The sequence below is a fragment of the Phyllobacterium sp. K27 genome, from assembly GCF_054796155.1.
Map to the genome: position 1 here is coordinate 764,562 of NZ_CM139240.1, position 14,979 is coordinate 779,540.

The window sequence follows — 14,979 nt, forward strand, 5'->3', positions numbered from 1 at the left end:
TTTCCACTTCGAAAGACGGTGACTATGACCAATTCTGAAAAATCCAATCAAATGGCCAACGCAATCCGCTTTCTTTCTGCGGATGCAGTGGAAAAAGCCAATTCCGGCCATCCAGGACTTCCCATGGGCGCAGCTGATATTGCGACCGTTCTTTATACAAAGTTTCTGAAGTACGATCCAAAGGCTCCGCATTGGCCAGACCGCGACCGTTTTGTCCTGTCCGCAGGCCATGGTTCGATGCTGCTTTATTCGCTGCTTTATCTGACTGGCTACGAAGATATCGACATTGACCAGATCAAGAATTTCCGCCAGCTCGGTTCGCGTACTGCGGGGCATCCGGAATATGGCCATGCTGCTGGTATTGAGACGACAACTGGTCCACTGGGTCAGGGGCTTGCCAATGCCGTTGGCATGGCATTGTCGGAACGCATCATGAATGCGCATTTTGGCGATGCTCTGGTTGATCACCATACCTATGTTATCGCTGGTGATGGTTGCCTCATGGAAGGCATTAGCCAAGAAGCGATTTCACTCGCGGGTCATCTCAAGCTGAACAAGCTCATCGTTTTCTGGGATAACAATAATATCTCGATTGATGGTCCGGTAACATTGGCCGACAACACCGATCAGCCCGCCCGTTTTGCCGCTTCGGGCTGGAATTCGATCAGCGTTGACGGTCACGATCAGGATGCGATTGCCGCTGCTATCGAGCGCGCCAAGAAATCCGACAAGCCAACCCTGATTGCCTGCAAAACCACAATCGGTTTCGGCGCTCCGACAAAGGCTGGAACGAACAAGGTTCACGGCTCGCCGCTCGGCGCGGAAGAACTCGCCGGTGCGCGCAAGGCGCTTGGCTGGGCTTCGGAACCTTTTGTCGTTCCCACAGAAACGCTCGACGAGTGGCGCCTTGCGGGCCTGCGTTCTGCCAAGGAACACAAGGCATGGACTGAGCGTCTGAAGGCGGTCGATGCTGATCTTCGCTCGGAATTTGAACGGCGCATGCGCGGTGATCTGCCGGGGAACTTCGAAGCGGCCATTACAGCCTATAAAAAGAAGCTTTCCGAAGAAAAGCCAAAGGTTGCGACCCGCAAGGCTTCCGAAATGGCGCTTGAGGTCATCAATGGTGTGGTTCCTGAAACAATCGGGGGCTCTGCCGATTTGACAGGCTCGAACAATACCAAAACAAGCCAGACCAAAGGTATCAGCGCCGACGACTACGGCCAGCGCTATGTTCACTACGGTATCCGCGAGCATGGCATGGCAGCAGCAATGAACGGCATGGCGCTGCATGGCGGCGTTATTCCGTATTCCGGTACGTTTCTGACTTTCTCGGATTACGCACGCGGCGCCATGCGTCTGTCGAGCTTGATGGGTATCCGCGTTATCTATGTCATGACGCATGATTCCATCGGTCTTGGTGAAGATGGTCCGACACATCAGCCGGTTGAGCATCTGGCCGCCCTGCGCGCTATTCCAAACAACTACGTTTTCCGTCCGGCTGACGTTGTTGAAACAGCTGAATGTTGGGAAATTGCGCTCAAGTCACGCACGACGCCATCGACAATCGCCTTGACCCGTCAAAACCTGCCAACAGTTCGTGACGTGCATTTCGATGAAAACAAATGCGCTTATGGTGCCTATGAACTGGCCACTGCAAGTGGCAAGGCTGAGGTCGCGATTTTTGCAACGGGTTCGGAAGTCGAAATTGCACTTAAAGCAAGAACACAGCTTGAGAAGAACGGACATCCGACCCGTGTGATTTCTGTTCCCTGCTTTGAGCTCTTCGAAGCCCAGAGTGAAGACTACAAGCGCACATTGATAGGCGATGCACCGGTCAAAGTAGCGGTTGAAGCGGCAATCCGCATGGGTTGGGACCGGTTTATCGGCACAGATGGGATTTTCATCGGCATGAACGGCTTTGGTGCGAGTGGCCCGATTGAAGAACTTTATGAGCATTTCGGCATCACTGCGTCACATATTGTCGCTGCTGCCGAAGCCAAGTTGAAATAGTCTACCTCATTCCTTCATGATGCACTCAAGGGCACAAATACCCCTAAGGAGAATACAAACATGACAGTTCGCGTTGCAATTAACGGATTTGGCCGTATTGGCCGCAACGTTCTTCGCGCTATCGTAGAATCCGGCCGTACTGATATTGAGGTTGTTGCCATCAACGATCTAGGCCCTGTCGAGACCAATGCGCATCTTATGCGCTATGACAGCGTTCATGGACGCTTTCCCGGCACTGTGACGGTGGCTGGCGACACAATCGATGTGGGCCGCGGACCGATCAAAGTCACCGCTGTTCGCAATCCTGCCGAGTTGCCGTGGAAAGAGCTGAATGTCGATATTGCGCTGGAATGCACTGGCATCTTTACAGCCCGTGACAAGGCCGCAGCGCATCTTGAAGCGGGTGCAAAGCGCGTTATCGTTTCGGCTCCGTCTGATGGTGCCGATCTGACTGTTGTCTATGGCGTCAACGATCACAAGCTGACCAAAGACCATATGGTCATTTCCAACGCGTCGTGCACGACAAACTGCCTTGCGCCGGTTGCTTATGTGCTCAATGAAGCCATCGGCATCGACCATGGTTTCATGACGACGATCCACAGCTATACGGGCGATCAGCCAACGCTGGATACCATGCACAAGGATCTCTATCGCGGTCGCGCCGCTGCCTTGTCCATGATCCCGACTTCAACAGGTGCCGCGAAGGCTGTTGGTCTGGTATTGCCTGAACTCAATGGCAAGCTTGACGGCAGCTCTATCCGCGTTCCAACGCCGAATGTCTCTGTGGTCGACTTCAAATTCGTTGCCAAAAGGTCAACGACTGTTGCGGAGATCAATGATGCGATCAAGTCGGCGGCCAATGGCAAGCTGAAGGGGGTTTTGGGCTTTACCGATGCCCCGAACGTGTCGATTGATTTCAATCATGACCCGCATTCATCGATATTCCACCTTGACCAGACCAAGGTCATGGACGGTACATTTGTTCGCGTTCTCTCTTGGTATGACAATGAATGGGGCTTCTCAAGCCGCATGAGCGACACTGCCGTTGCTTTCGGCAAGTTGATCTGACCGGCTTGAACTGATTTGTTTTCAAATGGCGGGTCGACACACCCGCCATTTTTGTTTTTGATGGTTGTACAGTCGGCTATACGGGCTTTTCCAAGCGGCTGTGTGCAGATGAGGTGGTTTCATGACAAATTTCAAAACGCTTGATGACGCTGATGTTGCTGGAAAGCGCGTTCTGGTGCGCGTTGACCTGAATGTTCCGGTGAGCGACGGCGTCGTGACAGATGCAACGCGGATAGAACGCGTAGCGCCAACGATACAGGAGCTGTCGAAAAAGGGCGCAAAGGTTATTCTGCTTGCCCATTTCGGTCGCCCGAAGGATGGGCCGGAACCACAGTTCTCGCTAGAGCCGATTGCCCATGCGGTCACAAAGGTCATTGACCATAGCGTGCATTTTGCTGCCGATAGTATTGGTGAAAAAGCAGCCGAAGCCGTCGGCAAGATGAAGAACGGCGATGTGCTGCTTTTGGAGAATACGCGGTTTCACAAGGGTGAAGAGAAGAACGACCCGGAATATGTCAAAGCCCTTGCTGCAAATGGCGACATTTACGTGAATGACGCATTTTCCGCTGCGCACCGCGCCCATGCTTCAACCGAAGGTCTTGCCCGTGTTCTGCCAGCCTATGCTGGACGGACGATGGAGGCGGAACTTAAAGCGTTGGAAAAGGGTCTTGGCGCTCCCAAGCGGCCTGTCGTGGCCATTGTCGGTGGCGCGAAGGTTTCATCCAAGCTGGATCTGCTCGGCAATCTGGTGGAAAAGGTCGATGCGCTGGTCATTGGCGGCGGCATGGCAAATACATTTCTTGCGGCACAGGGCGTCAAGGTCGGCAAATCGCTCTGCGAGCACGATCTGGCCGGAACCGCACGCGAGATCATGGCAAAAGCAAATGCTGCAAATTGCACGATCATTCTGCCTGTGGATGCTATCGTGGCCTGGCATTTTGAGGCCAATGCGCCATTCCACGCCTACGGGCTCGATGCCATTCCTGATGATGGCATGATCCTTGATGTTGGCCCGCAATCCATCGAGCGCGTGAAGGCTGCAATTGATGATGCATCCACTCTTGTCTGGAACGGTCCGCTCGGCGCGTTTGAATTGACACCATTCGACAAGGCAACAGTTGCTGCGGCCCGCCATGTTGCCGAACGCACCAAGACCGGACATCTGGTTTCGGTTGCTGGCGGCGGAGATACTGTGTCAGCGCTCAACCATGCCGGCGTTGCCGATGATTTCAGCTATGTATCGACGGCGGGCGGCGCTTTCCTCGAATGGATGGAAGGCAAGCCATTGCCCGGTGTGGACGTCTTGAAGAAGTAAATCTTCACCACAATCAGGCCCGGAAATCGGGCCTGATTACCAAATAAAAGAAAATGTTATCCGGTTAAATCGGTTGAAAAAATTTCAATCGTTTCAATTACTTGGTGTGCCGTTTCGTTTGTCTTAGGCTTCTGTTATGGGGCGGATAAGGGAAAACGGAGTACATTATTCTATGAGCGAACGTCTGGAAGATATAGCGATTGCAATGGTTGCCAATGGCAAGGGTCTCCTTGCTGCTGATGAAAGTTCTGGAACGATCAAGAAGCGGTTTGACAGCATAGGGCTGGAATCCACGGCTGACAGCCGGCGCGACTATCGCGAGATGCTCTTCCGTTCCGATGATGCGATGAAAAACTACATTTCCGGTGTCATCCTTTATGATGAAACCATTCGTCAGAACGCCAAGGACGGAACATCTCTCGTCAAGATCATGCAGGATGCAGGCTGCATTCCGGGCATCAAGGTTGATGCGGGTGCAAAGCCGCTTGCAGGTCACCCCGGTGAAACCATCACTGAAGGTCTTGATGGCCTGCGCGAGCGGCTTGCTGAGTATTACAAACTCGGTGCCCGTTTTTCCAAGTGGCGCGCGGCTATTTCCATTTCCGATGGCCTGCCCACATGGGGCGCCGTGAAGCAGAACGCGCAGGCTCTGGCACGCTATGCCGCGCTTTGCCAGGAAGCTGGAATTGTGCCGATCGTCGAGCCAGAAGTTCTGATGGATGGTACGCCGGGCGACCACTCGATCGAGCGCTGCTATGAAGTCAGTGAATGGGTTCTAAAGACCGTATTCGATGAGCTGTATGATGCACGCGTTGTTCTGGAAGGCATGATCCTCAAGCCAAATATGGTTGTTGCAGGTCAGAAGGCCCAGAAGGCTTCCGTAGAGCAGGTCGCCGAGCAGACTGTACGTTTGTTGAAGTCAACTGTTCCGTCGGCTGTTCCAGGAATCGCATTCCTGTCCGGCGGCCAGACCGAAGAGGAAGCGACCGCGCATCTATCAGCAATGAATGCCAACTTCACCATGCCCTGGAAGCTGACTTTCTCCTATGGTCGCGCCTTGCAGGCAGCAGCTTTGAGCGCTTGGAACGGCAAGTCCGAAAATGTTGCTGCGGGTCAGCGTGCCTTTGCGCATCGCGCGAAAATGAATGGTCTTGCTGCCACCGGCGGCTGGAAGAAAGATCTGGAAAAGGCTGCTTAAGGGTCTCTTAAGCATTTTTTATCCAAAAGCGTATCTCATAGAGCCCGGGTTGGAATCAGCCCGGGCTTTTTCATGGGGACGACCATACACGAATGAAACCTGCGCCATTCCATCCTTTGCTGAGTTGGTTTCTTTATCCTGTCTATGCGTGGCAGGGGATCAATGTACGATTGAAGACAGAGCGAATGATTCCGCCTGTTGGCCTGCCCGTGGGGGAAATTGCGGGCAAAGATCCGGCTATCCGGCTGCTTGTCCTGGGGGACTCGTCTGCCGCGGGTGTGGGTGTTCCTGATGCATGGCAGGGGCTTTGTGTACGGTTGGCAGTCTATCTGCAGGGACGGACGGGCCGTAAAGTCATCTGGCGTGCTGCGGGGTTTAATTCGGCAACATCGGGACAATTGCGCGATCATGTTGTGCCAAATCTTGAACGCGGAATGTGGACGCATATCGTCCTTTCAACCGGCACGAATGACACAAAGAATTTTCACTCGCTGCCGCGCTTCAAGCGTGAGTTTGGTGGGCTTCTTTATGCACTGAGAGCGAAATGGCCTGAGGCCCATGTGGTATGGTCACAGGTGATCGATTTTCGCGAGGTGCCGGCCATGCCGCCATTGCTCGGACGTATTCTGGAAGGCCGCGCGGGTGCGATCAACAAGCTTGGCGAACGGCTATGTCGTGAGCGAATGGCGATACCGGCGGTGCGGTTGCCAATTGAATCTGTTGAAGGCTTTTCCACAGACGGCTTTCACGCCTCGGCACTGGGCTATGATGCATGGGCGAAACATCTTGTTCCTTATATCCTCAATCGTCCTCATGCAGATGAGGGCGAGGCGGCTTCGTAATAATGGTCACGATCCCGCGTGTCTGGAGACACCGACGATCAAAATTGCCAGCACAGCTCCAACCGCGATCTTCCAGAAATCCTTGCGCTTTTTCAATCCGGGCAAGCCCAGCGGCTTAAACAGATGCAGTGCCATGATGACGATGAAGACAAAGGACAGGATTTTGGTCATGGATGATCTATCTGCAATATCCTGTTGATTGAATTGAGCAGTGTGCCAAGCGCAGAGATTTGTCAATTCGCCCTTTGACTCCGCCCGCCGTATTTAGGATGTTCGATACGGGAGGAATTTCATGACATCACATTATGCGCAGGTCTATCAGGACTGGCAGGCCGATCCTTTGGCATTCTGGGCCAAAGCTGCCGTGGCAATCGACTGGATAAAGCCATGGGATCAAGTCTTTGATCCGGATAGCGGACCCTATGGCCGGTGGTATGCAGGCGCTGAGTGCAACACCTGTTACAACGCGGTAGACAGGCATGTTCTGGCGGGGCGTGGTGATCAGAATGCGCTGATCCACGATAGCGCCATAACCGGCACAATCCGTAAAATAACCTATGGCGAATTACAGGCTGAAATCGAAGCACTGGCCGCTGTGCTTGTTGATAATGGAGTCGGCAAAGGTGATCGTGTCATTATTTATATGGCAATGGTTCCCGAGGCTGTTGTCGCCATGCTTGCATGCGCGCGCATTGGAGCCGTCCATTCCGTTGTCTTTGGGGGATTTGCGGCTAACGAGCTTGCAACGCGGATAGACGACGCCAAACCGGTTATGATTATCGCTACGTCCTGCGGGCTGGAGCCGGGCAGGGTGGTCGCTTACAAACCAATGCTCGACAAGGCTATCGAACAGGCCAATCACAAAGTGAACAACTGTCTGATCCTCGTGCGCCCGCAACAGTCACATGAGCTGGTCTCGGGGCGGGATATTGACTATGCACAGGCAGTTGCTGCTGCCGCCGGGCGCAAGGTTCCCTGTGAGCCGCTTAAAGCGACTGATCCGCTTTATATTCTCTATACGTCAGGCACGACGGGGCAACCCAAGGGCGTCGTTCGTGATAATGGCGGTCATCTGGTCGCTTTGGCTTGGTCTATGGGCGCCGTTTATGACACCTATCCGGGGGACGTATTCTGGGCCGCGTCGGACATAGGCTGGGCCGTTGGTCACTCCTACATCGCCTATGCACCGCTATTCATCGGTGCGACGAGCATTCTTTATGAAGGCAAGCCGGTTGGAACGCCCGATGCTGGAACATTCTGGCGCGTCATCGCTGATCACAAGGTCAAGATACTTTTTACCGCGCCGACGGCTTTTCGCGCGATCAAGAAAGAAGATCCCAAAGGCGAGCTTATCGGCGATTACGATATTTCCTCATTGAAGTATCTTTTTCTTGCAGGAGAGCGCGCCGATACGGATACGATCAGATGGGCCGAGGAGAAGCTTTCTGTCCCCGTCATTGATCATTGGTGGCAGACCGAGAGTGGCTGGCCCATGGCGGCCAATCCTGCCGGGCTTGGAATGCTGCCTGTAAAATATGGCTCGCCGACAGTTCCAATGCCCGGCTATGACGTGCAGGTGCTTGATGATGCGGGCCATCCATTGAAGCGCGGCGAGCTTGGCAATATTGTCGTGAAGCTGCCTCTGCCACCCGCATTCCTGCCGACATTGTGGAATGCCGATCAAAGGTTTCGCGAGGCTTACATCAGCGAGTTTCCGGGATACTACAAGACGGCAGACGCAGGCATTATGGACGATGACGGCTATATTTATATTATGAGCCGTACCGACGACATCATCAATGTTGCGGGTCATCGCCTGTCTACCGGGGCGATGGAAGAGGTTCTTTCCAGCCATCCGGACGTTGCCGAATGCGCTGTTATCGGCATTGCTGACAGTGTGAAAGGTCAGGTTCCTTGCGGATTCATCGTGCTGAAATCCGGAGTTACGCGGGGCGAGGCCGACATCGAGAAAGACTGTGTTGCTCTTATGCGGGACAAGATCGGGCCAGTTGCCGCGTTCAAAATGGCGATAACAGCAAAGCGCCTGCCTAAAACACGTTCTGGTAAAATATTGCGTGGAACCATGCAGAAGATTGCAGACCATGAGCCGTGGAACATGCCAGCAACAATCGATGATCCCGCTATTCTCGATGAAATCAAAGCAGTGCTTAATGCGCGAGGAATTGGCACTGGCAATGGTTGACGATCTGCTGTCCGAGGTTAAGGTCAGCAGCAGATCGGAGAGTGACAATGGCTTTGGACGGCAAAATTGCAATTGTAACGGGCGGTGCTCAGGGAATCGGGCTGGGCATTGCAAGGCGCTTTCTTCAAGACGGGGCCAGCGTCATGATTGCCGACATCAATGACAGCCAGGGAGCCGCGGCGGTAAAAGACCTTTCCGCTTTGGGGAAAGTTCGCTTCTCTTCAACGGACGTCAGCAGCAGATTGGATGTACACAATCTGGTAGCAGGAACGGTCGAGGCGTTCGGCGATGTCGATATCCTTGTCAACAATGCTGGCATTGTTCACACGGCAGACTTTCTGGATCTGAATGAGGATGATTTCGATCGCGTTCTGCGAATCAATCTCAAGGGATCATTTCTTTGCGGTCAGGCGGTGGCGCGTCACATGGTCAAAAAGATAAAAAACGGAGGTGGTGTTGGCTCCATAGTCAACATGTCGTCGATTAACGCAGTCGTCGCGCTCCCGGATCAATTCGCCTATTCCGTTTCTAAGGGCGGTGTCAGCCAGCTGACCAAAGTTATGGCTCTTTCGCTCGCACCTTACGGGATTCGCGTGAATGCAGTAGGGCCGGGCTCGATCAAAACCCAGATGCTGGATACGGTCAATTCGGATGCGGCAGCAAAACACCGTATATTGTCCAGAACGCCGCTGGGCCGGGTGGGAGAGCCATCGGAAATAGCGGCTGTTGCGGCATTCCTGGCCTCTGACGAAGCAAGCTATATAACAGGTCAAACGATCTATGCCGATGGCGGTCGGTTGCCGTTGAATTATACAGTACCGGTCAAAGTATGATTTTCATGCTGTTGACATGCTACTGACAGAAGGTTGTCAGGAGGGGTATGCCATTATGTTCCGGTAGTCAGAAGGAGACAGGGATATGGCTTACCTCGATTTTGATATCGTGCAGAGCGTAAAGCATTGGTTTTCCGAGTTTGCGATTCATCAACAGGAACTGCGTGCGGAACGGCATCTCAACTCGCTTCCTGAACATCTCTTGAAGGATATTGGCTGGCCGGACGTTTATGCCGAACGACTGGCAAAGCGCAATTCCTTGAATGAAGGAGACATTGCCGAGCGTAGCCCCCGTGGCGAAATTGCGCCACGGAAATTGGACTGGCCGAAACAGTATGAGGCCTTAAAGACCCGTAAATCCAGCGCCTTAGAGATGGGGTGCTGAATGCCACTGGGAAGGGAACTTCAATGGAGAAGAAACGAACAGTTGGATTTGTTTTCGTTGAAGGTTTTGCCGACTGGGAGTTTGGCATGCTTTCCGGCTCGGTCAATGAGTGGTTTGGTGGCCGAGCCGTTTGCCTTTCCCCTTCTTCCGGCCCCCTGAAGTCAATTGGTGGTTTTCGCCTGATCCCGGATCGCAGCGTTGCATCATCAGAAAATCTTGATCTTGATGCGGTAGCGGTCATTGGGTCCGACACATGGTCTGGACCCGATGCTCCTGACATAGCGCCCTTGTTGAAGGACGTTTTGGCGCGCGGTGGAATTGTCGGTGGCATATGCGCCGGTACTCTTGCTCTGGCGCGTGCCGGTCTGTTTTCAGGGCGCAAGCACACCAGCAATGGAGCCGGTTGGATCGAATCGCGTCTCGATACTTATGCCGGGTCTGAGCTTTATCAGGATGTGCCTTATGCGGTCCGCGATGGGCATGTCGTCAGCGCGGCGGGCACGGCCCCTGGAACATTTGCAATTGCGTTTCTTGAAGCGCTCTTTCCCGAACAAGCGCCTCAGGTCGCCGAGATGCGCGAAATGATTGCAAGAGAATTTACTTCCCGAAGTGAGAGGGATTAGCGATGCGCAGAGCAGACCGACTTTTCCAGATTGTGCAGAAGCTGCGGGGCGGGCGACTTGTGACGGCAAGACAACTCGCGGAAAAACTCGAAGTGTCAGAACGTACAATTTATCGCGACATTGCCGATTTGCAATCGACGGGTGTTCCCATCGATGGCGAAGCAGGCGTCGGCTATATTCTGCGGGAAGGTTTTGACCTCCCGCCATTAATGTTCACACGGGATGAGGTCGTGGCGCTTGTTGCCGGCGCACGGCTGATAACCGCCTGGGGTGGCGCTTCCATGGCACGCGCGGCTGAAGAGGCGATTATCAAGATCGGAGCCGTGCTGCCGAAGGACGAGCGCCCGCGTATCACCAATACACATATTCATGCATCGGGCACAAATATCAGCGATAGTGCACGGGACGTGATTGATCTGGCAGAAAATGCAGCCGAACAATGCCGTGTTCTTTCGATCACCTATACTGATCTTGAAGGCAAGGACAGCACCCGGGATATCAGGCCACTCGGTCTGTGGTTTTGGGGAAAGGTCTGGACATTGATCAGTTGGTGCGAACTGCGCAATGATTTTCGGACGTTCCGGATTGACCGGATTACGAAGGTCGAAAAGGCTGACCGTATTTTCCGGCAGGAGCGCGGCAGGACACTTGCCGATTTCTACCGTCGGGTGGAACTGAGCGAGACGCCCAATACAGAAACGCAGCTTTATAAAGCGTCTTAATTGCGCCGTTGATTAGCGGCGGTCACAAAGTTGCACGCGATATAGCATAGGTTACGAAATGGTAGCCATCCTCCTCAGTTTCGCGCGTTATGGCCATTCCGAGCTTTTCGGCGACTCGAATTGAAGCGCTGTTGCGAGGATCGATGTCGGCGATAATGCGATCGGCAGCAGTCACCTTGAAGCCATGTGCAAGAACGGGCTTACCCGCTTCCGTTGCAATGCCTTTGCCCCAAGCAAGGCGATTGAGACGCCAGCCAATTTCCACATCGGGACCAACGCCATTATGTGGAATCAACAGCATCCAGCCAAGAAACCGATCAGAATATCGTTTCTCGAAAACTGACCAATAGCCGAGACCGAGACCGAAATCGGTTGTCATCCGGTCCATCAGAAACTGTCTGTGGCGGGTCTCATCGTTCCATGGGCCGGGAATAAACTTTGTCACAGCAGGATCGCGATCCATGGCGATGCAGTCTTCGAAATGATCCATGGTCCGCGGCCGTAAAAGCAAACGCTCAGTTTCAAAGCTTGGCAGCATAGCGAACTCCTAAAAGCAGAAAGCCCCGTCATGAACGGGGCTTTCTGTTACATAATCAGTCCAAAGAAGTGGAGACGATTATTGTTCCTCGTCTTCGTCATCCTGACGACCCTTCAGAGAGGAAAGCTTGGCGAAAACCTTGTCCGCATCAAGCTCCTGGTCTTCTTCACGAACCGTTGGCTGAATGTCCAGATTTTCCGTAGCGGAAGCTGGCAACAATGTATCGCCACCTTCGCCGGGCTGTGCGGGACGTCCACGCGAAGAACGCTCGACTTCAATATCCAGATCAATCTGCGACGATAGACCAAGTGTCACCGGGTCCATAGGCTGCAAATTGTTGGAGTTCCAATGGGTGCGGTTACGGATCTGTTCGATGGTCGACTTGGTTGTGCCGATCAGGCGCGAAATCTGCGCATCTTTGAGCTCTGGATGATTGCGAACCAGCCAGAGAATAGCATTCGGACGATCCTGACGCTTGGACAAAGGCGTATAGCGGGGCCCCTTGCGTTTGGTCTCGGGAACGCGGACCTTGGGGTCCGAAATCTTGAGCTTATGGTTCGGGTCTTTTTCGCCCTTGGCAATTTCTTCACGTGACAGCTGTCCGGTGATCAATGGATCAAGACCCTTGATGCCTTGAGCCGACTCACCGTCCGCGATAGCTTTGACTTCAAGCGGATGCAGCGTGCAGAAAGCAGCGATCTGATCGAAAGACAGGGCCGTATTATCGACAAGCCAGACGGCCGTTGCCTTTGGCATTAGAAGCTGGGTGGCCATGGATATAGTCCTCTTGTTCGTCCGCTCCGGAGGGGCGGGACGTGGGTTCAACCACAATTTCCGGGATTTCGAGGCGTTATATAGCGTTATTTTAATCGATGAGCAAGAATCGCTTTGGGGATTCGGTGTCATGTTCCAAATATCTGCACATTGTGTTGAACAGGTGTTTCATCAAACTGTCATGTAAGCGTCATGACACTGCAACACATGCACGCGATCAGTCTCTTCAAATCAATCGGAGATTGTCCCAATGTCGCATCGTTCCCTCACCCTTGGTCTTTGGACCATTCTGGCTGCATCCGCGGCAATGCCCGCAATGGCGGAACCAGTGTTCAACCGCATTGCGAGCTTTCCGGTTGTCTCCAACCTCCCGAAGGATGCGGACTCGTCCAAAGTGACCTCTTCCGAGATCATCACAGCGTCAGAAGATGGCAAGACATTGATTTACTCCGACAGCCCCAATGGTGCGATCGGCTTTATCGATATCACTGATGCGACCAAACCGCAGGCACTTGGACAGCTCAAGCTGGACGGCGAACCCACATCGGTCGCAGTAGCAGGGGCAAATGTCCTTGCAGCAGTCAATACCTCCAAGGACAAAGTGAATCCATCGGGCCGCCTCGATATTGTCGATCTCGTTTCCCGCAAAGTGATTGCGACATGCGATCTTGGTGGCCAGCCCGATTCCGTTGCGGTCTCACCGGACAAGACTTTTGCTGCCATAGCGATTGAAAATGAACGCGATGAAGACTTGAATGATGGGGAAATGCCGCAGCTTCCGAGCGGCAATCTCAAAATATTCTCGTTGAAGGATGGTGTTCCGGATTGCGCAGCGGCCAAGACGGTCGAGCTTGCCGGTCTGTCGGAAATCGCTCCCGAAGATGCCGAACCTGAGTTTGTTTCGATCAATCAAGAAAACCAGATTGCGGTAACGCTGCAGGAAAACAATCACATCGCGATTGTCGATGCAGCGACGGCGAAAATTACAAATCATTTTTCCGCTGGGTCAGTCGATCTGGATAAAATCGACGTGAAAAAAGACGGTGCGCTCCGGTTCGATGGGAGCGCAAAAGGTGTGTTGAGGGAGCCTGATACAATCAAATGGCTCGATAATGACCGCGTGATCATTGCCAATGAAGGCGATTACAAGGGCGGATCGCGCAGCTTCACAATATTCACCAAGGACGGCAAGGTTGCTTACGAATCCGGCGTCTCGCTGGAACATAAGATAGCTGAAGCAGGACACTATCCTGACAAGCGCAACAAGAAGGGCGTTGAGCTTGAAGGCGCGGAAGTTGGCAAATTCGGCGACACGAACTATCTCTTCGTTGCCAGTGAGCGTGCGTCGATCGTTGGTGTCTACAAGGATACAGGCGCTGACCCGGAATTTGTTCAATTGCTGCCGTCGGGGATTGCTCCTGAGGGTGTTCTGGCGATTCCGTCCCGCAATCTGTTGGTAACAGCCAATGAAGCTGATCTGGTTGAAGATGGCGGAGCGCGGTCGCATGTCATGATCTACGAACTCAAGGATCAGAAGCCGAACTATCCTCAGATCGTTTCGAAGATGAATGATGATGGAACGCCGCTTGGCTGGGGTGCTTTGTCAGGCCTGGTTGCCGATTTGAAGGAAGCGGGCAAGCTCTATGCCGTATCCGACTCCTTCTATTCCGCCACCCCTTCGATCTTCACGATTGACGCAAAACAGAGCCCGGCAAAAATCACCGAAGCGCTGATCGTCAAACGCGGCGGACAGGCAGCGCAGAAACTCGACCTTGAAGGCATCACCACGGATGGCAATGGTGGCTTTTGGCTGGCCAATGAAGGTAATCAGGATAAGCTTATTCCCCATGCAATTATCAATGTAAATGAGAAGGGCGAGATCAAAAAGGAAATCGCACTTCCTGAAGAACTTCTATCCAGTCAGATTCGCTTCGGTCTGGAAGGGATTACGCGTGTCGGAGAGGGTGATGACGCCACATTATGGATGGCGATCCAGCGCGAGTGGAAGGATGATGACAAGGGCTTCGTCAAACTGTTGAACTACAACATCAAGGACAAATCATGGACGGCTGTCTCCTATCCGCTCGACAAAACCGAGGCAGGCTGGGTCGGGCTTTCTGAAATCACCGCTCATGATGGCCAGCTTTATATCATTGAACGCGACAATCAGATTGGCAGCAAAGCGGTCAATAAGCGGCTCTATCGTGTGGCGCTTGAAGGCTTAAAACCTGCCAAGATCGGCGAAAAGCTTCCGGTCGTTGAAAAAGTGCTGACCCATGATTTCATTGACGATCTCAAGAGCACCAATGGCTATATTCTGGACAAGCTGGAAGGCTTTGCCATTGATGTTGATGGCAATGGCTATGCCGTCACCGATAATGATGGCGTCGACGATTCATCGGGTGAAACCCTGTTCTTCAGCATTGGTAAAGTTCAGGCTACACACTGACACAAGCTGTTAATGATAT

The 14,979-nt window shown here is 53.2% G+C and carries 14 protein-coding genes; 11 read left to right on the forward strand and 3 right to left on the reverse strand.

The window, feature by feature from the left end; all coding sequences use genetic code 11:
- Nucleotides 1–24: 24 nt before the first annotated feature.
- The 5 genes from tkt to ACYJL1_RS03730 all read left to right on the forward strand — a co-directional run bounded on the left by tkt (nt 25) and on the right by ACYJL1_RS03730 (nt 6,433).
- Nucleotides 25–2,010, forward strand: coding sequence for a transketolase (tkt, locus tag ACYJL1_RS03710; protein ID WP_460897090.1), 1,986 nt, complete (start codon nt 25–27; stop codon nt 2,008–2,010).
- Nucleotides 2,011–2,070: 60 nt separating this feature from the next.
- Complete coding sequence (gene gap / locus ACYJL1_RS03715; RefSeq protein WP_460897091.1) at nt 2,071–3,078, forward strand: type I glyceraldehyde-3-phosphate dehydrogenase; 1,008 nt, start codon at nt 2,071–2,073, stop codon at nt 3,076–3,078.
- Nucleotides 3,079–3,199: 121 nt separating this feature from the next.
- Nucleotides 3,200–4,393, forward strand: a complete 1,194-nt coding sequence (locus tag ACYJL1_RS03720) for a phosphoglycerate kinase (RefSeq protein ID WP_460897092.1) — start codon at nt 3,200–3,202, stop codon at nt 4,391–4,393.
- A 172-nt stretch (nt 4,394–4,565) separates the two neighbouring features.
- Nucleotides 4,566–5,591, forward strand: a complete 1,026-nt coding sequence (locus ACYJL1_RS03725) for a class I fructose-bisphosphate aldolase (RefSeq protein WP_460897093.1) — start codon at nt 4,566–4,568, stop codon at nt 5,589–5,591.
- A 92-nt stretch (nt 5,592–5,683) separates the two neighbouring features.
- Nucleotides 5,684–6,433 carry an SGNH/GDSL hydrolase family protein gene (locus ACYJL1_RS03730; RefSeq protein WP_460897094.1) on the forward strand — a complete coding sequence of 250 codons (750 nt, stop codon included), beginning with the start codon at nt 5,684–5,686 and terminating at the stop codon, nt 6,431–6,433.
- Nucleotides 6,434–6,439: 6 nt separating this feature from the next.
- Here the strand turns inward: ACYJL1_RS03730 and ACYJL1_RS03735 are convergent, their stop codons facing one another.
- Nucleotides 6,440–6,604, reverse strand: a complete 165-nt coding sequence (locus ACYJL1_RS03735; protein WP_460897095.1) for a hypothetical protein — start codon at nt 6,602–6,604, stop codon at nt 6,440–6,442.
- A gap of 121 nt (nt 6,605–6,725) precedes the next feature.
- Between ACYJL1_RS03735 and ACYJL1_RS03740 the strand changes: the two genes are divergently transcribed.
- The 5 genes from ACYJL1_RS03740 (at nt 6,726) to ACYJL1_RS03760 (ending at nt 11,199) form a co-directional block, all read left to right on the forward strand.
- The gene (locus ACYJL1_RS03740; protein ID WP_460897096.1) at nt 6,726–8,636 is read left to right on the forward strand and encodes a propionyl-CoA synthetase; all 1,911 of its coding nucleotides are present in this window, start codon (nt 6,726–6,728) and stop codon (nt 8,634–8,636) included.
- Between the two features lie 47 nt (nt 8,637–8,683).
- On the forward strand, nt 8,684–9,469 hold the full coding sequence (locus tag ACYJL1_RS03745) for an SDR family NAD(P)-dependent oxidoreductase (RefSeq protein WP_460897097.1): 786 nt from the start codon (nt 8,684–8,686) through the stop codon (nt 9,467–9,469).
- 85 nt (nt 9,470–9,554) lie between these two features.
- Entirely contained in the window at nt 9,555–9,854 is a 300-nt protein-coding gene (locus tag ACYJL1_RS03750; RefSeq protein WP_460897098.1) for a DUF1127 domain-containing protein, read from the forward strand.
- A 23-nt stretch (nt 9,855–9,877) separates the two neighbouring features.
- Nucleotides 9,878–10,477: a DJ-1/PfpI family protein gene (locus ACYJL1_RS03755; RefSeq protein WP_460897099.1), complete on the forward strand. Its 600-nt coding sequence runs from the start codon at nt 9,878–9,880 to the stop codon at nt 10,475–10,477.
- A 2-nt stretch (nt 10,478–10,479) separates the two neighbouring features.
- Nucleotides 10,480–11,199: a helix-turn-helix transcriptional regulator gene (locus ACYJL1_RS03760; RefSeq protein ID WP_460897100.1), complete on the forward strand. Its 720-nt coding sequence runs from the start codon at nt 10,480–10,482 to the stop codon at nt 11,197–11,199.
- Nucleotides 11,200–11,221: 22 nt separating this feature from the next.
- Here the strand turns inward: ACYJL1_RS03760 and ACYJL1_RS03765 are convergent, their stop codons facing one another.
- Together ACYJL1_RS03765 and ACYJL1_RS03770 are read right to left on the reverse strand one after the other, a co-directional pair.
- Nucleotides 11,222–11,737: a GNAT family N-acetyltransferase gene (locus tag ACYJL1_RS03765; RefSeq protein WP_460897101.1), complete on the reverse strand. Its 516-nt coding sequence runs from the start codon at nt 11,735–11,737 to the stop codon at nt 11,222–11,224.
- 78 nt (nt 11,738–11,815) lie between these two features.
- Entirely contained in the window at nt 11,816–12,511 is a 696-nt protein-coding gene (locus ACYJL1_RS03770) for a DUF1013 domain-containing protein (RefSeq protein WP_460897102.1), read from the reverse strand.
- A 250-nt stretch (nt 12,512–12,761) separates the two neighbouring features.
- Between ACYJL1_RS03770 and ACYJL1_RS03775 the strand changes: the two genes are divergently transcribed.
- Entirely contained in the window at nt 12,762–14,960 is a 2,199-nt protein-coding gene (locus ACYJL1_RS03775) for an esterase-like activity of phytase family protein (protein ID WP_460897103.1), read from the forward strand.
- Nucleotides 14,961–14,979: the final 19 nt, after the last annotated feature.